This is a genomic window from Streptomyces sp. NPDC050085 (genome assembly GCF_044460595.1).
GTDB lineage: Bacteria > Actinomycetota > Actinomycetes > Streptomycetales > Streptomycetaceae > Streptomyces.
In genome coordinates this window covers 242,859-261,598 of the sequence record NZ_JBITJZ010000001.1, presented here as the reverse complement: position 1 = coordinate 261,598, position 18,740 = coordinate 242,859, and the positions used below count along the sequence as shown (strand labels likewise).

The following is an 18,740-nucleotide window of genomic DNA, read 5'->3' as shown; positions in this document are numbered from 1 at the left end:
ATGGAACGACGCCTGTTCACCGCCGAGCACGAGGCGTTCCGCGAGACCGTCCGCACCTTCCTCACCAAGGAGGTGACCCCGCACTACGAGCAGTGGGAGAAGGACGGCATCGTCGCGCGCGAGGCGTGGCTCGCCGCCGGGCGCCAGGGACTGCTCGGCCTCGCCGTGCCCGAGGAGTACGGGGGCGGCGGCACCACCGACTTCCGCTACAGCGCCGTGCTCGCCGAGGAGTTCACGCGCGCGGGCGCCGCGGGCCTCGCCGTCGGCCTGCACAACGACATCATCGGCCCGTACCTCACCTCGCTCGGCACCGAGGAGCAGAAGCGGCGCTGGCTGCCCGGGTTCTGCACCGGCGAGACCATCACGGCCATCGCCATGACCGAACCGGGCGCGGGCTCCGACCTCCAGGGCATCAGGACCACCGCCGAGGACAAGGGCGACCACTGGCTGCTCAACGGCTCCAAGACCTTCATCTCGAACGGCATCCTCGCCGACCTGGTGATCGTCGTCGCGAAGACCTCCCCGGAGGGCGGCGCCCACGGCCTGTCCCTCCTGGTCGTCGAGCGCGGCACGGAGGGCTTCGAGCGCGGCCGCAACCTCGACAAGATCGGCCAGAAGGCTCAGGACACGGCCGAGTTGTTCTTCAACGACGTCCGTGTCCCGAAGGAGAATCTCCTCGGTGAGCTGGGCGGCGGTTTCATCCACCTGATGACGAACCTCGCGCAGGAGCGCATGGGCATCGCCGTCGCCGCGATCGCCGCCGCCGAGTACCTGCTGGAGATCACCACGAGTTACGTCAAGGAGCGCGAGGCCTTCGGGCGGCCGCTCGCCAAGCTGCAGCACATCCGGTTCGAGATCGCCGAGATGGCCACCGAGTGCGCCGTCACGCGGACGTTCCTCGACCGGTGCATCGAGGACCACTCGGACGGCACGCTCGACGCCGTGCACGCCTCCATGGCCAAGTGGTGGGCGACCGAACTGCAAAAGCGCGTCGCGGACCGCTGCCTCCAACTGCACGGCGGATACGGCTACATGAGCGAGTACCGCGTCGCGAAGGCCTTCACCGACGGACGCATCCAGACCATCTACGGCGGCACGACCGAGATCATGAAGGAGATCATCGGCCGTTCGCTGCTGTCCTGAACCCGACTCCGCACCCCTCGCACGGCTTTCACCGAAAGGCACTTCCGTGACCACAGACGCGTACGTCTACGACGCGATCCGCACGCCCCGCGGCCGGGGCAAGGCCAACGGCTCCCTGCACGGCACCAAGCCGATCGACCTCGTCGTCGGCCTCATCCACGAGATCCGGGCGCGCTTCCCCGGCCTCGACCCGGCCGCGATCGACGACATCGTGCTCGGCGTCGTCGGCCCCGTCGGTGACCAGGGCTCGGACATCGCCCGCATCGCCGCCATCGCGGCCGGGCTGCCCGACACGGTCGCCGGCGTCCAGGAGAACCGCTTCTGTGCCTCGGGCCTCGAAGCCGTCAACCTGGCCGCGATGAAGGTCCGTTCGGGCTGGGAGGACCTCGTCCTCGCCGGTGGCGTCGAGTCGATGTCGCGGGTGCCGATGGCGTCCGACGGCGGCGCGTGGTTCGCGGACCCGATGACCAACTTCGACACCGGGTTCGTGCCGCAGGGCATCGGCGCCGACCTCATCGCCACCATCGAGGGCTTCTCGCGGCGCGACGTCGACGAGTACGCGGCGCTCTCCCAGGAGCGGGCCGCCGCCGCGGTGAAGGACGGGCGCTTCGACCGCTCGGTCGTCCCGGTCAAGGACCGCAGCGGCCTGACCGTCCTCGACCACGACGAGTTCCTGCGGCCCGGTACGACCGCGGACTCGCTGGCCAGGCTGAAGCCGTCCTTCAAGGACATCGGCGACCTGGGCGGGTTCGACGCAGTCGCCCTGCAGAAGTACCACTGGGTCGAGAAGATCGACCACGTGCACCACGCGGGCAACTCGTCCGGGATCGTGGACGGTGCGTCGCTGGTGGCCATCGGTTCGCGCGAGGTCGGGGAGCGCTACGACCTCACCCCGCGGGCCCGCATCGTCTCCGTGGCCGTATCCGGCTCCGAGCCGACCATCATGCTCACCGGTCCCGCGCCCGCCACCCGCAAGGCCCTCGCCAAGGCGGGCCTGACCATCGACGACATCGACCTCGTCGAGATCAACGAGGCCTTCGCGGCGGTGGTGCTCCGCTTCGTGCGGGACATGGGGCTGAGCCTGGACAAGGTGAACGTCAACGGGGGTGCGATCGCTCTGGGGCACCCGCTGGGGGCGACCGGGGCGATGATCCTGGGCACGCTCGTCGATGAACTCGAGCGGCGGGATCTCCGGTACGGCCTGGCCACGTTGTGCGTCGGCGGGGGCATGGGCATCGCGACGATCGTGGAGCGGGTGTAGCGCCGTAGGGGCCGCTCGTCCGTTGCCGGGTGCGGGTTGCGTCGTGGCTGGTCGCGCCCCGCGGCGGAGCCGCTGATGACACAGCCCCGCGCCCCTGGAGATGCTCCGCGTCTCATCGGGGAAATGCGACGCGAAGCGTCTGCATTTCAGGGGCGCGGGGAACTGCGCGAGAAGCCCCACCGGCCCGCACCCGGCAACACACCACGCGCCCCCTCCCTCGCAGCCGCCCGCAACCCCGCCGCACTTCACTTCACGGAGACACACATGACCGCAAGCACCACCATCCGCTGGGAACAGGACGAGACCGGCATCGTCACGCTCGTCCTTGACGACCCCAACCAGTCCGCGAACACCATGAACCAGGCGTTCAAGGACTCCATCGCGGCGATCGCCGACCGCGCCGAGGCCGCGCTCGCCGAGAACCCGGATTCGATCCGGGGGATCATCTACACCTCCGCCAAGAAGACCTTCTTCGCGGGCGGTGACCTCAAGGACATGATGAAGGCCGGGCCCGAGGACGCGCAGGCCGTCTTCGAGACGGGCGTCGGCATCAAGAACTCGCTGCGCCGCATCGAGACGCTCGGCAAGCCGGTCGTCGCGGCGATCAACGGCGCGGCCCTGGGCGGCGGTTACGAGATCGCCCTCGCCAGCCACCACCGCGTCGCCCTCGACGCACCGGGGTCCAAGATCGGCCTCCCCGAGGTCACGCTCGGCCTGCTCCCGGCCGGCGGCGGTGTCACCCGCACCGTCCGTCTCATGGGCATCGCCGACGCCCTCCTCAAGGTCCTGCTGCAGGGCACGCAGTACGCCCCGCAGCGCGCCCTGGAGAACGGCCTGATCCACGAAGTGGCCGCCACCCGCGAGGAGATGCTCGACAAGGCCCGTGCCTTCATCGACGCGAACCCCGAGTCGCAGCAGCCCTGGGACAAGCCGGGTTACCGCATCCCCGGCGGCACCCCCGCCAACCCCAAGTTCGCCGCGAACCTCCCGGCCTTCCCGGCGAACCTGAAGAAGCAGCTCAACGGCGCGCCGTACCCGGCCCCGCGCAACATCCTCGCCGCCGCCGTCGAGGGCTCCCAGGTGGACTTCGAGACGGCCCTGACCATCGAGGCCCGCTACTTCACCGAGCTGGTCACCGGTCAGACCGCGAAGAACATGATCCAGGCGTTCTTCTTCGACCTCCAGGCCGTCAACTCAGGGGCCAACCGCCCCAAGGGAGTCGAGCCCCGGAAGGTCCGCAAGGTCGCCGTCCTCGGCGCCGGCATGATGGGCGCGGGCATCGCCTACTCCTGCGCCCGCGCAGGCATCGACGTGGTCCTCAAGGACGTGTCGGCCGAGGCCGCCGCCAAGGGCAAGGCCTACTCCGAGAAGCTCTGCGCGAAGGCGGTGCAGCGCGGCCGCACGACTCAGGAGAAGGCGGACGCGCTGCTCGCCCGCATCACGCCCACCGCCGACCCGCAGGCGCTGGCCGGCTGCGACGCCGTCATCGAGGCCGTCTTCGAGGACCCCTCGCTCAAGCACAAGGTGTTCCAGGAGATCCAGCACGTCGTCGAGCCCGACGCGCTGCTCTGCTCCAACACCTCGACGCTGCCCATCACCGTCCTCGCCGAAGGCGTCGAGCGGCAGGCCGACTTCATCGGTCTGCACTTCTTCTCGCCGGTCGACAGGATGCCGCTCGTCGAGATCATCAAGGGCGCGGCGACCGGTGACGAGGCGCTGGCCCGCGCCTTCGACCTCGTACGCCAGATCAACAAGACGCCGATCGTCGTCAACGACTCGCGCGGCTTCTTCACCTCCCGCGTCATCGGCCACTTCATCAACGAGGGCGTCGCGATGGTCGGCGAGGGCGTCGAGCCCGCGTCGGTCGAGCAGGCGGCGGGCCAGGCGGGCTACCCGGCCAAGGTCCTGTCCCTGATGGACGAGTTGACGCTCACCCTGCCCCGCAAGATCCGCAACGAGACGAAGGCCGCGATCGTCGAGGCGGGCGGCACCTGGACCCCGCACCCGGCCGAGGGCGTCATCGACCGCATGGTCGACGAGTTCGGGCGCACCGGGCGCAGCGGCGGCGCGGGCTTCTACGAGTACGGCGAGGACGGCAAGCGCGCCGGACTCTGGCCCGGCCTGCGCGAGCACTTCACCAAGGCGGGCACGGAGATCCCGTTCCGGGACATGCAGGAGCGCATGCTCTTCTCGGAGTCCCTCGACACCGTGCGCCTGATCGAGGAGGGCGTCCTGACGTCCGTCGCCGACGCCAACATCGGCTCGATCTTCGGCATCGGCTTCCCCGGCTGGACCGGCGGCGTGCTGCAGTACATCAACGGGTACGAGGGCGGCCTGCCCGGATTCGTCGCCCGCGCACGGGAGTTGGCCGACCGCTACGGCGACCGCTTCCTGCCGACCGCGCTGCTGGTCGAGAAGGCGGAGAAGGGCGAGACGTTCACCGACGCGGCCTGATCCGCCCGGGAAACCGGCGGCCTTTGCCTTACGTCGTGCAGGTGCGGGGTGCGTGATCATGCGCCCCGCACCGTGCACAACGGCCGTACGCGGTGCGGAAGTTGCCGAAGTCCGGCGACCGGCGCCGCCCGCTATTCGGCGTGCCGGAACGCCTCGCGCAGCTCCTCCTTCAGCGACCGCTGGAACGCGGTCACCAGCGCCTGCACCACCATCGGCTGCATGTGGGCCGACAGCGACTTCATCGCGGCGACGTGCGCGGGGTCCTCGGGGTCCGTCTCCCGGTCCCGGTAGGGCCCCCACACCTCGTCACGGAACAGCCGCGACAACTCGTGCGCCGCCTGCCGCGTGTGCTCGATCAGGACGGTGCGCGCGGCCAGGATCGTCTCGTGCGCGATCGGCACGTCGAGGAGCTGCGCACCGAGTCGCAGCAGCCCCGTGTCCACGCGGTACGCGTCCCCGTCCTCCACGTACGCGACCACGCCCATGGCGGACAGCCGCTCCAGGTCCGTGCCCGACAAGGCGCGGCCGGCCCGCCGCTCCAGCTCGGCACGGGGCATCTCCTCCGCCGCGTCCGGCGCCCAACTCGCCACCACCGCGCGGTGGATGGCGAGATCGTGCGCGCTCAGGTCCGCCGGAAGCTGCTCCAGATAGCGCTCGATGGCGGCGAGCGTCATGCCCTGCTGCTGCAGCTCCTCGATCAGCGCGAGGCGCGACAGATGGTCCTGCCCGTAGTGGCCGACCCGGCGGGGGCCGATCACCGGCGGCGGCAGCAGCCCCCGCGTGCTGTAGAAGCGGATCGTGCGGACCGTGACACCCGCGCGCGCGGCGAGCTCGTCGACGGTCAGCGTGGGGGCCGACGCGGTCCCTGCGTCCTCGGCGTCCTCGGCGTCCTGGGTGTACGTCGTCATGTCCGCCTCGCGGGTCGCTCTCACACGTACTCGTACGCGTACCAATCGGGTTCAACAGTATTGCTGACACACCGATGTTGTGAAAGTGTCCGGCGCAGCCCACGGCGACAGGAGGCGGTCATGACCACGATCCTGCGACTCCCCGGGGAACCCGGCGAACTCACCCTCCCCGCCCTGCTGCTGCGCAACGCCGAGGACCACGGCGACCTGCCCGCCCTGTCCTGGCGCACCGGGCCCGACACCGCCTGGACCACCCGGACCTGGCGCGAGGTCCGCCGCACGGTGGGCGTCCTCGCCGCCGGGTACGCGGCGCTCGGCGTCGAGCGCGGCGACCACGTCCTCATGATGCTGGGCAACCGGCCCGAGCACTGGCTCACCGATCTCGCGCTCACCCACCTCGGCGCCGTCCCCGTCACCGTCTACGGCACGGCCGCCCCCGAACAGATCACCCACATCGCCCGGCACAGCCGCGCCCGCCTCGCCCTGGTCGAGGGGGAACGCGAACTCGCCCTGTGGGAGCCCCTGTTGGCGGACCGGGACACCCCGCTGGAGCGGCTCGTGGTCGCCGACGCGGCCGCCGCCGGGCCGCACGCGACGTACGGGTCACTGCACGCGTCGGGCGCCCGCCTGTTCCGCCCGGACGCCTTCGAGAAGACCTGGCGCGAGAGCGCGCCCGACGATCCGCTCACGGTCGTCTACACGTCCGGCACGACGGGCGACCCCAAGGGCGTCCGCATCACGCACGGCAACGTCGTGCGCAACGCGCTCGCCCTCGACGCGGTCGTCGAGCTCCCTGCCCACGTGGAACACGTCTGCTACCTCCCCTTCGCGCACATCGCGGAGCGCATGCTCGGCATCTACCTGCCGGTGTTCCGCGCCTCGCACGTCCACCTGTGTGCGGACCCGACGGCGGTCGCGGCGACCGTGCGCGAGCTGCACCCCGCGCAGTTCTTCGGCGTCCCGCGCGTGTGGGAGAAGCTCGCCGCCGCGGTGCGGGCCGCCCTGACGCGGTTGCCGGACGCGCAGCAGAAGGCCGTCGCCGACGCCGGGGACGTCGCCCGCGCGTGGGTGGCCTGCCAGGAGCGCGGCGAGGAGCCGACGCCGGAGCTCTCCTCGGCGTACCAGGAGGCGAAGGAGCAGGTCCTCGACCCGATCCTGTCCCTCGCCGGGTTCGAGCGGCTCGTGTGGACCGCGAGCGCGTCCGCGCCGATGCTGCTCGAGGTCGTCCGGTTCTGGGCCGGGTTCGGCATCGCGATCATGGACGCCTGGGGGCTCACGGAGACGACCGGGGTCGCCACGACGAACCACCCGGGGGCGTTCCGCCTCGGCTCGGTCGGGCGGCCGATCGACGGCGTCGAGGTCCGGGTCGCCGCGGACGGCGAGATCCTCGTGCGCGGCGGGACCGTGTGCGACGGCTATCTGCGGGCCGACGGGGGAGTGGACGCGGCGCACGACGCGGACGGCTGGTTCGCGACCGGGGACATCGGCCGCCTCGACGCCGACGGCTACCTGTGGCTCACCGACCGCAAGAAGGAAATGATCGTCACGTCGACGGGCAAGAACGTCTCGCCCGCGCTCGTCGAGAACACGCTCAAGGAGCACCCCCTGATCGGCCAGGCCTTCGCCCACGGCGACGGCCACTCCTACCTGGTGGCGCTGCTCGTCCTGGATGCCGAGACGACCGCCGCCTGGACCGAGCGCCACGGCAGCGACGACCACGCCCTCCGGGACGAGATCGCCCGCGCCGTCGAGACCGCCAACTCCCGCCTGAACCACACCGAGCAGATCAAGCGCTACCGGGTCCTGACCGGCGAATGGGGCCCGGAGACGGGCGAGTTGACCCCGTCCCTGAAGCTGCGCCGCGCCGTGATCCGCGAGCGGTACGCGGACGAACTCGCCGCCTTATACGCCTGACCCGTCCGCCTGTACAGAGCAGTCCCGCCATGTGAGAAGAACCGCTATGTGATCTCCACCACCGCATTCGTCGTGATCTTTGGGGGAAGGTGCACAGTCGGTCCGCGCACTGTCAGGGGTGTCGCGGGCCGCAGCACATCCGGACCCCGGTGACCCGCGCGTCGCCGGGCACCACAGAGTGGACACCCCCACGTGAGCAAGGACGCCGTCAACACGGCCCTGGACGCATCCCCCACGGATGCGGCCCAGACGCCCGCCGACGCGGGCGACGCCGGTTACAGCAAGGACCTCAAGGCCCGCCACGTCAACATGATCGCGATCGGTGGCGCGATCGGCACCGGACTCTTCCTCGGTGCCGGCGGCCGCCTCCACTCGGCGGGCCCCGCGCTCGTCTTCGCGTACCTCATCTGCGGAGTCTTCGCGTACCTGGTCGTGCGCGCGCTCGGCGAGATGGTCGTGTACCGCCCGTCCTCGGGTTCGTTCGTCTCGTACGCGCGTGAATTCCTCGGCGAGAAGGGCGCCTACGTCGCCGGTTGGATGTACTTCCTCAACTGGTCGATGACGGGCATCGCGGACATCACGGCCATCGCGCTGTACACGCAGTACTGGAGCGCTTTCACGACCATCCCGCAGTGGGTGCTCGCGCTGATCGCCCTCGCGGTCGTGCTCGGCGTGAACCTCATCTCGGTGAAGTACTTCGGCGAGATGGAGTTCTGGTTCGCGATCATCAAGGTGGCGACGCTCGTCGCCTTCCTGTTCGTGGGCATCTTCCTGGTCGCCACGCAGCACCCGATCGACGGGCAGACACCAGGCCTGCACATGATCACGGAGGGCGGCGGCTGGATGCCGGGCGGCACGATGTCCGTCGTCCTCGTCATGCAGGGCGTCGTCTTCGCGTACGCCGCCCTGGAGCTGGTCGGCGTCGCCGCGGGCGAGACGGCCGAGCCGCACAAGGTCGTGCCGCGTGCGGTGAACTCGATCATGTGGCGTGTCGGCCTGTTCTACTGCGGCTCGGTGCTGCTCCTGGCGCTGCTGCTGCCCTCCTCGGTGTACTCGTCGAACGAGAGCCCGTTCGTGACGCTGTTCTCCAAGCTCGGCGTCGGCGGCATCGGCGACATCATGAACCTGGTCGTGCTGACCGCGGCCATGTCGTCGCTCAACTCCGGCCTCTACTCCACCGGCCGCATCCTGCGCTCGATGGCGATGTCGGGCTCCGCCCCGAAGTTCACGGCCAGGATGAACAAGAGCCAGGTCCCCTACGGCGGCATCCTGCTCACGGCGGGCGTCGGCGTCCTCGGCGTCGGCCTGAACTACCTGCTCCCGCACGACGCGTTCGAGATCGTCATCGAGGTCTCCTCGATCGGCATCATCGGCACCTGGGTGATGATCATGGTCGCCCACCTGGCCTTCGTCCGCCGTGCCAACCAGGGCCTGGTCCAGCGCCCCGCCTTCCGCCTCCCGTGGTCCCCGGTCACGGAGATCGTCACGATCGTCTTCCTGCTCCTGGTCCTCGGCCTGATGTGGAACGACGAGGAGACCGGCCGCAAGACCCTGATGCTGATCCCGGTCGTCGCGGTGCTCCTGGTCGCCGGCTGGTTCGGCGCCCGCCGCAAGATCGCCCGCCAGGCGGACGCCGAACTGACGAAGGTGACCCAGGGGGACTAGCCCCGGCCCCGCTGTCAGTGCCTGCCCCTACGGTGGCGTCATGTCGGAGATCACGTATGTCCGGGGTGACGCCACCGTTCCGTTGGGCAAGGGACCGCGGCTGATCGTCCATGTCTGCAACGACATCGGGGGCTGGGGCAAGGGCTTCGTCCTCGCCCTGTCGCGGCGCTGGCCCGCACCGGAGAAGGAGTACCGCCGGTGGCACCGCGAACGCGCGGCGAACGACTTCGGGCTCGGCGCCGTCCAGTTCGTGCAGGTCGAGCCGTACCTGTGGATAGCGAACGTGATCGGCCAGCGCGGCATCCGCACCGGCAGCAAGGGCGTACCCGTGCGCTACGAGGCGATCGGCAAGGGGCTTGAGACCGTGGCGGCCAAGGCGGCCGGACTCGGCGCCTCCGTCCACATGCCCCGCATCGGCTGCGGTCTCGCCGGAGGGAAGTGGGCCCGTGTCGAACCGCTCGTCGCCGAGCAGCTCGTCGCGCGCGGGATATCCGTGACCGTGTACGACCACGACGGCTGAGCGGCGCCGGAGTCGGGTCCGTCGCGCGTTGCGGCGCGGTGCCATCCGGGTAGGACACAGGCATGGCCCTGGTTCCGTTGCACGTCCATCGCAAGACGGGTCAACTGGCCGTACTCGCGGCCGCGTTGGCGACGGCCCTCGTGACCTCCGCGCGGCGGCGGCCCCGCGCGGCGGGCTCGGCCCCACCGGAGGCGCCGCCCGCGCCCCCGCGACTGCGGGCCCATGTCGTGCCGACGCACCACACCCCGGCCGACCCCCGGCACGCAGCCGCCGTCACCGACCTGTGCACCCGCGTCTCCGAACTCGCCTCGGACCTGGCCAAGCGCCACGGGGGAGAGCAGGTCTAGCCCTCGTCCGGCAGTGCGGGCAGCGGGCGGGTGTGTGCCCAGTGCGGGCCCAGGTCGTCGAGGACGTAGCCGAACGGGTAGGTGCGCGGCTTGGGCAGGCGCGGCCGGCGGGCGGGGCGCGGCGGCAGCAGCCGTACGAACGCCGAGCGCGCCCGCAGCACCCGTACCGACAGCGCCCGCACCCACCGCGGCTGCGGCCGGTAGCCGAGCGCCCGCAGCAGCGGCTCGTCCAGCAGGGCGAGGGAGAACCGGGCGATCAGGGGCCGCAGCGGACCCGGATACCAGGACGCGATCACGCGGAACGTCGCCGTCGCCACCCGCCGGTTGGCCGGATCGTAGGCGAACATCTCCCGCTCGTAGTCGTCCATCAGCTTCTCGAAGTCGGCGTACGAGCGCGGCACGTCCCGGATCCCCATCATCAGACCCATCCGGTGCCCCACCAGCGCCAGCGCCCGCGTCTCGTTCGCGCACAACGGCCGCCACCCGTACGCGTCGATCCAGCGCTTGGGACCGACGACCGTGGTCGCGAGGACGTAGCGGAAGTCCTCGTTCGCGATGTCGTAGCGGCCGTGCACCCGGTTGAGGTGCCGCGCCGCCGCCCGCCCGCGCTCCGAGTCGAAGCCGTCCTCGGTCATCTCGAACGCGAACAGGACCGTGTCGTCGTACCGCTTCTGCCCGGCCTTCTCGAACTCCTGCGTGCGGTCGAGGAGCCGGGAGATCCTCGGCACCCCGTAGTCGCGCAGGAACGCCACCCCGATGCCCTGGTTGTAGTCCCACGGGAACTCGTACTGGGCGATGAGCTTGTGGATCCGTTCGTAGTCCCGCTCGGGATCCATCCGGCGTATCTCGCGCAGTCTGCTGTAACGGCCCATGGCCAGGGTCTAGCGCACTTCGGTCGTACTTTCGAGAGGCGGCGGCGAAGACCGGCCACCGCGGCGGCGCATACTGGGGCATACGTACCGCAGAGAACACCGGCCCCGTACGCCCCACAGGAAGCGGCATGAAGCAGAACGACGCCGATCCACCGCCGCCCCCGACCGGCGGCATCCTCTGGGAGACCGCGGGCGACGTCCGCTCGCTGCTCGCCCTGCCCGCCGCGTTCGTCCTGCAGGTCGCGCACCCCGCCGTCGGCGCCGGCGTCGACGACCACTCCGTCTTCCGGACCGACCCGTGGGGCCGCGGACAGCGCTCCCTCACCTCGGTCCTGACGTGGGTCTACGGAGGAGAGCGCGCCGCCGAGGAGGGCCGCCGCCTGCGCCGCGTCCACCGCGACATCCGGGGCACCGACCCGCACGGCCGCCGCTACCACGCGCTGACCCCCGCCCACTACGCCTGGGTCCACGCCACCGGCTACCCCGTGGCCCGCTACGCCCGCCGCTACTTCGCGCGCCCGTTCACCCCGGACGAGGACGAGCGGTTCTACGCGGAGTGGCTGCAGGTCGGGCGGATCCTCGGCATCCACGACCGGGACATGCCGCAGACCACCGAGGAGTTCTGGCCGTACTACCGCAAGATGCTGGCCGGCGGGGTCGGGCGGAACACCGTCGTCGACGAGCTGACGGCGCCCGACCGCGCCGTCCCGCCCCCGGACCACCTCGTCCCGCGCCTGCTGTGGCCCGTGCTGCGTCCCGCCCTCACCCGCGCGAGCGCCTTCCTGTCGGTCGGCCTGCTCCCGCCGGAGGCCCGAGAGGCGATCGGCCTCCCCTGGACCCCGCGGCAGGAGCGCAGACTGCGCCGGTGCGCGGTGGCGGTGCGCCTGCTCGTACCCCGCCTGCCGGAGCGCCTGCGCTATCTGCCGCTCGCGAGACGGGCACGCGCCGCGGCTCAGCGCTCCGCGTGAACCCCGTTCGTGGCGGCGATCTGCTTCCACGACTTGGGCTGCTTCGGCGCGGCCGCCGAACGGACCGCGGGCTGAGCCGGCTTCACCGGCTGGTACAGCCACGTGTCGAACAGCGGCGCCAGCGGCTTGCCCGAGACCTTCTCGGCGTACGACACGAAGTCGGAGACCTTCGCGTTGCCGTACGCGTGCTGCGTCGGCCAGCCCTTGAGGATCTTGAAGAACTTCTTCTCACCGACCGCGTTGCGCAGCGCCTGGATCGCGACGGCCCCCCGGTCGTAGACCGCGGCGTCGAACTGGTTCTCCGCCCCCGGGTCGCCCGGCTTCACCTTCCAGAACGCGTCGTCCGCCGGGTGCTGCGCGTACACGTAGTCGGCGAGCTCCTGGGCCGTGCCCTCGCCCTCCTTCTCCGACCACAGCCACTGGCTGTAGCGGGCGAAGCCCTCGTTGATCCAGATGTCCTTCCAGCCGTCGACGGAGACGCTGTCGCCGTACCACTGGTGCGCCAACTCGTGCACGACCACGGACACGTTGGAGCCGTTCGCGAACTGCGCCGGGCTGTAGAACGGCCGGGTCTGCGTCTCCAGGGCGAAGTGCGACGGCACGTTCGGCACGTATCCGCCGAGCGCCTCGAAGGGGTACTTCCCGTACACCGACTCGAGCCACTCGGCGACCTCGGTGGTGCGCTCCACACTCGCCTTCGCCGCGCCCTCGTTCGCGCCGAGGTCCTTGCTGTACGCGTTGACGACCGGCACGCCGTCCGCGGTCGTGTCCGTCGTGATGTCGAACCTGCCGATCGCCAGCGTCGCCAGGTACGTGGCCTGCGGGTGGCTGGAACGCCAGTTGAAGCGGGTCCAGCCCAGCTTCGAACTCTGCGACTGCAGCGTGCCGTTGGAGATCGCCTGCGTGCCGTCGGGGACGGCCACCGACACGTCGTAGGTCGCCTTGTCGAGCGGGTGGTCGTTCGACGGGAACCACCAGGCCGCCGACTCCGGCTCGTTGGCGAAGACGGCGCCGTCCGGGGTGCGCTGCGGGGACGTGAAGCCCCACAGCTTCACGTCGGTCGGCTTGCCCGCGTACTTCACCACGACGGTGAAGGGCGTGCCCTTCGGCAGCCCGGCCGCGGGCGTCACCTCCAGCTCCTGCACCCCTGACGTGGCGAACTTCGCCTTCTTGCCGTTCACTCGTACCTCGCTCGCGGTCAGCCCGAAGTCGAGGTTGAAGCGCGACAGGTCCTCGGTGGAGGAGGCGAGGATCGTCGCCGTGCCCTCCAACAGGTCCGTCTTCGGCTGGTACTTCAGACGCAGGTCGTAGTGGGAGACGTCGTAGCCGCCGTTCCCGTACGTCGGGTAGTAGGGGTCGCCGATGCCCGAGGCCCCAGGCCGGAAGTCGGCGGCCGATGCCGGGATCGCCAGCAGCAGGGCGGCCGCGAGTGCGCCGGGGGCGATGAGTCTGCGGTACACGGAAGCTCCAAGTCGTAGGAACAAGACGAGGGTTGATCTCGTCCGCGAGCCTATTCAGCACCCCGCGCCCCGGTCATGTCCATGGCCTCTCTTGTCACACGATCGCCATTCGGCCGACATGTGCCTTTCCGCCCCATGCGCCTGTCCTGGCCTGTCGCAGCCCACTACTGCCCCCTGTCGCGAGGGAGTTGACCCGTGTACCTTCCGGCCATGCCGATACCTGCCAGACGCACGCACCGCCTCTGGGGAATGTTCGCGGCCGCGGTCACCGCTGCCCTGCTCGCGGTTCTCGTCGCACCCACCGCCCACGCGGCCTCCGCCCCCCGCGCGTCGGAGCCCGTCTACTCGTACGAGAACGCGGTCCGCGAGTCGGTGTGGGTCGACACCCGCCTCGACGGGGACGGCGACGGGCGCACCGACCGGGTCGCCGTCGACATCGTCCGCCCGCACGAACCCGCCGCACAGGGCCGCAAGATACCCGTGATCATGGACGCCAGCCCGTACTACTCCTGCTGCGGGCGCGGCAACGAGAGCCAGAAGAAGACGTACGACGCGAACGGCAACGTCGTCCAGATGCCGCTCTTCTACGACAACTACTTCGTGCCCCGCGGCTACGCCTTCGTCGCCGTCGACCTCGCCGGGACCAACCGCTCCGACGGCTGCGTCGACATCGGCGGACCCTCCGACATCCAGTCCGCCAAGGCCGTCGTCGACTGGCTGAACGGCCGCGCCAAGGGCTACACCACCCGCACCGGCACCGCACGCGCCAAGGCCTCCTGGTCCAACGGCCGCACCGGCATGATCGGCAAGAGCTACGACGGCACCATCGCCAACGGAGTCGCCGCGACCGGCGTCGAAGGCCTGAAGACCATCGTCCCGATCGGCGGCATCTCCTCCTGGTACGACTACTACTTCCAGCAGGGCGCCGCACTCTTCGGCTCGGGCCCCGACGGCCTGGCCAACGGCGTCGAGAGCCCCGAGGCCCGAGCCCGCTGTGCCGCCGTGCAGAAACACCTGGTCGACGGCGCCCCGCGCACCGGCGACCGGACAGCCCTGTGGCAGGAGCGCGACTACGTCAAGGACGCCCGCAAGGTGCGGGCCAGCGTCTTCGTCGTCCACGGCATGCAGGACCTCAACGTCCGCGCCAAGCACTTCGGCCAGTGGTGGGACGCCCTCGCGAAGAACGGCGTCGACCGCAAGATCTGGCTGTCGCAGACCGGCCACGTCGACCCGTTCGACTACCGCCGCGGCGCCTGGGTCGACACCCTGCACCGCTGGTTCGACCACGAACTCCTCGGCTACGACAACGGCATCGACCGCGAGCCGACGGCCGACATCGAGCGCACCCCCGACCACTGGACCACCGACCGCGTCTGGCCCCCGGCCGCGACCGCCACGACCGCGCTGCGCCCCGCCGAGGGCAGCGCCGCGGGCGTCGGCACCCTTGGTCTTGAGCCCGGCCGCGGCACCGAGACGTTCACCGACGACCCGGCCCTGGCCGAGACCGACTGGGCCGCGCAGATCGATGCGTCGACGCCGGGCAAGGCCGGGTTCATCAGCCGCCCGCTCGGCAAGGACCTGCGCCTGTCCGGCTCCTCGAAGGTGACGGTCACCGCGACGCCGACCACCACCAGCGCCCACCTGAGCGCCGTCCTCGTCGACCTCGGACCGGCCACCGTCCGCGACTACACGGGCGCGGGCGAGGGCATCACGACGCTGCCCGACCGCAGCTGCTGGGGCGCGAGCACCACCGGTGACAGCGCCTGCTTCAAGAACACGCGGACCGCGACCGCCGACGTCAACTCGACGGTCTTCAGCCGCGGTTGGGCCGACCTCGGCACCTATGCGAACCCGGACAAGGGTCGTCCCCTCACCCCCGGCAAGTCGTACACCCTCACGCTCTCACTCGCCGCGAGCGACCACGTCGTGCCCAAGGGGCACCGGCTCGCGCTGATCGTCGCGGGCACGGACAAGGGCCTGATCGTCCCCGCGTCCACCAGGCCGACCCTCACCCTCGACCTGGCCCGCACCGTGGCCCGCGTCCCCGTCGTCGGTGGCGCCGCCGCGTTCGCGGCCGCCACCTCCGGATCCGGCGTCGCCGCCGCGTACGCGTACGCGGCGGACGGCTTGAGCACGTTCCGTCAGGACCGCCCCGTCCCGGGAGGCAGCACCCGATGAACCCGCGCAAGCGCACCCTCGTCCTCGCCACCGCCGTGGCCGCCCTCGCGATCACGGCACCCGCCCAGGCGGGCGCCACCACATCGCCGCGCACCGGCTTCGAGCAGACCGGCGGCGCCCGCTGGACCTCGCAGCCCGAGGAACAACAGCTCCTCGCCACCGTCGACAAGGCGTCCGACCGTGTCTCCGTCTCCCGCATCGGTACGACGAAGCAGGGCCGCCCGGTGCAACTGGTGCGGATCGGCGAGCACCGCACCGCGAGCACGGTGCTGCTGATCTGCAGCCAGCACGGCGACGAACCCTCGGGCCGCGAGGCGTGTCTCACCAAGATCCGGGACCTCGCGTACGCCAAGGACGAGGCGACCCGGCGCTTCCTCGCCCGTACGACCCTGCTCGTCGTCCCCACCGCGAACCCCGACGGCCGCGCCGCCGACACCCGCGGCAACTCCGACGGCATCGACATCAACCGCGACCACCTCGCCCTGCAGACCGCCGAGGCCCGCGCCATGGCGGCCGTCGTACGGGACCGCAAACCCGACGTCATCTACGACCTGCACGAGTACGGGGCCACCCCCAAGTACTACGACAAGGACCTCTTCGACCTCTGGCCGCGCAACCTCAACACGGCCCCGGCCGTGCACGACGAGGCCGAGACGCTGTCCGAGGGGTACGTCCGCCCGGCGGCGAACGCCTCCGGGTACACCACGGGCACGTACGGCATCTGGACCGATCCCGTCACCGGCGACCCCATCAAGCAGACCGCGGGCGACGGCCAGGAGCGCATCCTGCGCAACATGTCCGGGGTCAAACACGCCCTCGGCCTGCTCATCGAGAGCCGCGTCGACCCCGGCACCCCGGCGGAGGAGGCCGACCCGGCGCTGAACAACCGGCGCCGCCGCGACTCCCAACTCACCGCACTCGGCGGCCTGTTCCGCTTCACCGGCGAGCGGCTCGGGAAGATCGAGGCCGCCACGAGCGCCGCCCGCGTCGCCGGATTCCGCGACACCGGACCGATCTACGTGGGCGGCGCCGACAACGACCCGGCCGAACCCGCCGAGATCATCCAGGACCCGCCCTGCGGCTACCGCCTCACCGCGGACCAATTCGCCGCGTACAAGGACGAGTTGGCGCTGCACGGCATCACCGTACGCAGGACGGGTGACGGGGCGTACGTGTCGCTGCGCCAGTCCGAGCGGGCCCTCGTCGCGCTGCTGCTCGACGCCCGCGCGCCCTACCACTTGACGGAAGGGGCGCCCGACACCAGCTGTTGAGCACGGCCCGGACGCGTCGGGTGTGGTAGGCCGTAAACCGTGACAACCCCTCAAAAACCACCCAGCGACGCGCCCGGCTCCGAAGAGCCCGCCGAGGGCGCCAACGGCGGCCGGAGTCCCGCCACGGACCGGATCGTGTTCGGCGTGACCGCCGTGCTCACCCTGGCCTTCGTGGTCTGGGGCTCCGTCGCCACCGACAACCTGGAGAGCGTCTCCACCAAGGCGCTCAAAGGGCTGATCCACAACGGCGGTTGGGCCTTCATGCTCGCCGCCACCGGCTTCGTCGTCTTCGCGCTGTGGCTGGCCATCAGCCGCTACGGCAAGATCACCCTGGGGGCGGAGGGCGAGGACCCCGAGTTCCGCACGGTGTCCTGGGTCGCGATGATGTTCAGCGCCGGCATGGGCATCGGCCTGATGTTCTACGGCGTCAGCGAGCCCCTCGCGCACTTCGGCACGCCCCCGCCGGGCACCGACCCGGCCGACGCCGCCGAGGCCATGGAGACCGCCATGGCGACCACCCTCTTCCACTGGACGCTGCACCCGTGGGCGATCTACGCGGTGGTCGGCCTCGCCATCGCCTACTCCACCTTCCGCCGCCGCAGGCGCCAGACCATCTCCTCCGTCTTCGTCCCGCTGATCGGCGAGAAGCACGCGCACGGGGCCTGGGGCCGGGTCATCGACATCCTCGCCATCTTCGCCACGCTCTTCGGCTCCGCGGCCTCGCTCGGCCTCGGCGCGCTGCAGATCGGCTCCGGCTTCGAGGTCCTGAACTGGATGGACAAGGCGAGCACGGCGCTGCTCGTGTCCATCATCGCGGTGCTGACCGTGGCGTTCGTGGCCTCCGCCGTCTCCGGGGTGGAGAAGGGCATCCAGTGGCTGTCGAACATCAACATGGTGCTCGCGCTGATCCTGGCCGTCTTCGTCTTCATCGCCGGGCCCACGATCATCGTCCTCGACCTGCTCCCCACCTCCATCGGCGCCTACCTCGGCGACCTGCCCCAACTCATCGGCCGCACCGAGGCGTCCAGCGGCAAGGGCGTCGCCGACTGGCTCGGCAGCTGGACGGTCTTCTACTGGGCGTGGTGGATCTCCTGGACGCCGTTCGTCGGCATGTTCATCGCACGCATCAGCCGCGGCCGTACCATCCGTCAGTTCGTCGGCGGCGTCATCCTGGTCCCGTCCACGGTCAGCCTGGTCTGGTTCGCGATCTTCGGCGGTACGGCGATGAAGATGAAGGAGCACGGCCAGCTGGCCGGCGCCACCACGCCGGAGGCCCAACTCTTCGGCGTCCTGCACGAGTTCCCGATCGCGACCGCGTCGAGCCTGCTCGTCATGGTCCTGGTCGGCATCTTCTTCGTCTCCGGTGCGGACGCCGCCTCGATCGTCATGGGCACGCTGTCGCAGAAGGGCGCGCTCGAACCCGGCCGGTTCGTCGTCATCTTCTGGGGTGTGGTGACGGGCGCGGTGGCCGCCGTGATGCTCATGATCGGCAACGGCTCCGGCAATGCGCTCACCGGCCTGCAGAACCTCACCATCCTCGTCGCGGCGCCCTTCACCCTGGTCATGATCGGCATGTGCGTGTCCCTCATGCGGGACCTGCGCCAGGATCCGCTGATCGTCCGCGGCCACATGGGCGCGGAAGTCGTGGAGGCGGCGGTGGTCGCCGGACACGAGCAGTACGGCGGCGAGTTCGAGATCCGCATCGGCCCCGGCGACGGGCCCGAGACGGAGGGCGACCCGATCGGACACCACTGAGGCTGCGCGCAAGGGGCATGGTCT

General features: G+C 70.7%; 14 protein-coding genes. 11 read left to right on the top strand and 3 right to left on the bottom strand.

The features are described from left to right. The 3 genes from ACIBUY_RS01095 to ACIBUY_RS01085 all read left to right on the top strand — a co-directional run bounded on the left by ACIBUY_RS01095 (position 1) and on the right by ACIBUY_RS01085 (position 4,858). A complete protein-coding gene (locus ACIBUY_RS01095) occupies positions 1-1,143 on the top strand; it encodes an acyl-CoA dehydrogenase family protein (RefSeq protein ID WP_365562082.1) in 1,143 nt (380 codons plus the stop codon). A 46-nt stretch (positions 1,144-1,189) separates the two neighbouring features. Continuing rightward, complete coding sequence (locus tag ACIBUY_RS01090) at positions 1,190-2,404, top strand: acetyl-CoA C-acetyltransferase (protein WP_365562085.1); 1,215 nt, start codon at positions 1,190-1,192, stop codon at positions 2,402-2,404. Between the two features lie 264 nt (positions 2,405-2,668). Next, positions 2,669-4,858, top strand: coding sequence for a 3-hydroxyacyl-CoA dehydrogenase NAD-binding domain-containing protein (locus ACIBUY_RS01085; protein ID WP_399151315.1), 2,190 nt, complete (start codon positions 2,669-2,671; stop codon positions 4,856-4,858). Positions 4,859-4,989: 131 nt separating this feature from the next. Here the strand turns inward: ACIBUY_RS01085 and ACIBUY_RS01080 are convergent, their stop codons facing one another. Then, entirely contained in the window at positions 4,990-5,766 is a 777-nt protein-coding gene (locus ACIBUY_RS01080; protein ID WP_399152139.1) for a MerR family transcriptional regulator, read from the bottom strand. 120 nt (positions 5,767-5,886) lie between these two features. Between ACIBUY_RS01080 and ACIBUY_RS01075 the strand changes: the two genes are divergently transcribed. The 4 genes from ACIBUY_RS01075 (at position 5,887) to ACIBUY_RS01060 (ending at position 10,212) form a co-directional block, all read left to right on the top strand. Further along, a complete protein-coding gene (locus ACIBUY_RS01075; RefSeq protein WP_399151314.1) occupies positions 5,887-7,680 on the top strand; it encodes an AMP-dependent synthetase/ligase in 1,794 nt (597 codons plus the stop codon). Between the two features lie 192 nt (positions 7,681-7,872). Then, positions 7,873-9,345, top strand: coding sequence for an amino acid permease (locus ACIBUY_RS01070; protein ID WP_399151313.1), 1,473 nt, complete (start codon positions 7,873-7,875; stop codon positions 9,343-9,345). A 40-nt stretch (positions 9,346-9,385) separates the two neighbouring features. Further along, positions 9,386-9,865, top strand: a complete 480-nt coding sequence (locus ACIBUY_RS01065) for a macro domain-containing protein (protein WP_365562100.1) — start codon at positions 9,386-9,388, stop codon at positions 9,863-9,865. A gap of 62 nt (positions 9,866-9,927) precedes the next feature. Next, a complete protein-coding gene (locus tag ACIBUY_RS01060) occupies positions 9,928-10,212 on the top strand; it encodes a hypothetical protein (protein WP_365562103.1) in 285 nt (94 codons plus the stop codon). On the opposite strand, the gene ACIBUY_RS01055 is transcribed toward ACIBUY_RS01060, so the two are convergent. After that, positions 10,209-11,084 carry an oxygenase MpaB family protein gene (locus tag ACIBUY_RS01055; RefSeq protein ID WP_365562106.1) on the bottom strand — a complete coding sequence of 292 codons (876 nt, stop codon included), beginning with the start codon at positions 11,082-11,084 and terminating at the stop codon, positions 10,209-10,211. The two genes, ACIBUY_RS01060 and ACIBUY_RS01055, sit on opposite strands and share 4 nt — an antisense overlap. A gap of 128 nt (positions 11,085-11,212) precedes the next feature. On the opposite strand from ACIBUY_RS01055, the gene ACIBUY_RS01050 reads away from it, so the two are divergent. Next, complete coding sequence (locus ACIBUY_RS01050) at positions 11,213-12,052, top strand: oxygenase MpaB family protein (RefSeq protein WP_399151312.1); 840 nt, start codon at positions 11,213-11,215, stop codon at positions 12,050-12,052. On the opposite strand, the gene ACIBUY_RS01045 is transcribed toward ACIBUY_RS01050, so the two are convergent. Further along, complete coding sequence (locus ACIBUY_RS01045; protein WP_399151311.1) at positions 12,037-13,512, bottom strand: M1 family metallopeptidase; 1,476 nt, start codon at positions 13,510-13,512, stop codon at positions 12,037-12,039. The two genes, ACIBUY_RS01050 and ACIBUY_RS01045, sit on opposite strands and share 16 nt — an antisense overlap. Positions 13,513-13,722: 210 nt before the next feature. Between ACIBUY_RS01045 and ACIBUY_RS01040 the strand changes: the two genes are divergently transcribed. From ACIBUY_RS01040 to ACIBUY_RS01030, 3 genes are all read left to right on the top strand, one after another. Then, complete coding sequence (locus ACIBUY_RS01040; protein ID WP_399151310.1) at positions 13,723-15,690, top strand: Xaa-Pro dipeptidyl-peptidase; 1,968 nt, start codon at positions 13,723-13,725, stop codon at positions 15,688-15,690. Next, positions 15,687-16,961 carry a M14 family metallocarboxypeptidase gene (locus ACIBUY_RS01035; protein ID WP_399151309.1) on the top strand — a complete coding sequence of 425 codons (1,275 nt, stop codon included), beginning with the start codon at positions 15,687-15,689 and terminating at the stop codon, positions 16,959-16,961. Before ACIBUY_RS01040 ends, ACIBUY_RS01035 begins: the two co-directional genes overlap by 4 nt. Before the next feature lie 132 nt (positions 16,962-17,093). After that, positions 17,094-18,716: a BCCT family transporter gene (locus tag ACIBUY_RS01030; protein ID WP_399152138.1), complete on the top strand. Its 1,623-nt coding sequence runs from the start codon at positions 17,094-17,096 to the stop codon at positions 18,714-18,716. Positions 18,717-18,740: the final 24 nt, after the last annotated feature.

Excerpts from the sequence above, each read along its gene's own strand:
- ACIBUY_RS01095 (WP_365562082.1), top strand. The coding sequence starts at position 1 with ATGGAACGACGCCTGTTCACCGCCGAGCACGAGGCGTTCCGCGAGACC.
- ACIBUY_RS01085 (WP_399151315.1), top strand. The coding sequence starts at position 2,669 with ATGACCGCAAGCACCACCATCCGCTGGGAACAGGACGAGACCGGCATC.
- ACIBUY_RS01080 (WP_399152139.1), bottom strand. The coding sequence starts at position 5,766 with ATGACGACGTACACCCAGGACGCCGAGGACGCCGAGGACGCAGGGACC.
- ACIBUY_RS01075 (WP_399151314.1), top strand. The coding sequence starts at position 5,887 with ATGACCACGATCCTGCGACTCCCCGGGGAACCCGGCGAACTCACCCTC.
- ACIBUY_RS01065 (WP_365562100.1), top strand. The coding sequence starts at position 9,386 with ATGTCGGAGATCACGTATGTCCGGGGTGACGCCACCGTTCCGTTGGGC.
- ACIBUY_RS01060 (WP_365562103.1), top strand. The coding sequence starts at position 9,928 with ATGGCCCTGGTTCCGTTGCACGTCCATCGCAAGACGGGTCAACTGGCC.
- ACIBUY_RS01055 (WP_365562106.1), bottom strand. The coding sequence starts at position 11,084 with ATGGGCCGTTACAGCAGACTGCGCGAGATACGCCGGATGGATCCCGAG.
- ACIBUY_RS01050 (WP_399151312.1), top strand. The coding sequence starts at position 11,213 with ATGAAGCAGAACGACGCCGATCCACCGCCGCCCCCGACCGGCGGCATC.
- ACIBUY_RS01040 (WP_399151310.1), top strand. The coding sequence starts at position 13,723 with ATGCCGATACCTGCCAGACGCACGCACCGCCTCTGGGGAATGTTCGCG.
- ACIBUY_RS01035 (WP_399151309.1), top strand. The coding sequence starts at position 15,687 with ATGAACCCGCGCAAGCGCACCCTCGTCCTCGCCACCGCCGTGGCCGCC.